General features: G+C 66.0%; 1 protein-coding gene. It reads right to left on the bottom strand.

The features are described 5' to 3' along the window. Positions 1 to 498, bottom strand: a 498-nt coding sequence (locus ACK4TH_RS13180) for a response regulator transcription factor (protein WP_409627086.1), incomplete at its 3' end; no start/stop codon positions are given. Between the last annotated feature and the right edge of the window lie 38 nt (positions 499 to 536).

Genomic DNA, 536 nt, shown 5'->3' with positions numbered 1-536 from the left:
GGTGTCCCGCTCGGAGAGCACCGGCGCGCGACCGTCGGGGCCACCCCAGGCGTCTGCATCCGACTCGGCCGCGCGGAACTGCTTGAGCAGCATGCGCGCCAGCAGCGGAGAAATCGGCGCGCCCCCTTCGCGAATTTGCTCGATCGCTTCGATCAACTCGCGCTCGCTACAGCCCTTGAGCACGTAGCCGGTGGCCCCCCGCTGCAACGCGCGGATCAGGCGGGATTCGTCGCCGAACACGGTGAAGACCAGCAATTCGGCGTCGGGCTTGGCGTTGGCCAGCAGCCGCAGCATGTCTTCCCCGGAGCCGTCGGGCAAGCCCAGATCGACCAGGAAAACGTCGGCCAGGCTGTTGGGCGCCATGACTTCGGCATGGGCAAAGGTATCGGAATGCCCGACGAGGCGCCATTGGGGGCGGTGCTTCAGGGCCCCTTCGACGAAGCGCAAGATGGACCGGTCGTCCTCGATGAGGTAAATCCGAACGATGTCCGACGGCATGACCGCTATTGTGGCGAAACCATCCGCCAATCGCCCTC

The organism is Tepidimonas sp., from assembly GCF_046292505.1.
Taxonomy (GTDB): Bacteria; Pseudomonadota; Gammaproteobacteria; order Burkholderiales; family Burkholderiaceae_C; genus Tepidimonas.
The sequence above is the reverse complement of the archived record's forward strand: the minus strand, read 5'-3'. Positions and strand labels throughout refer to the sequence as shown.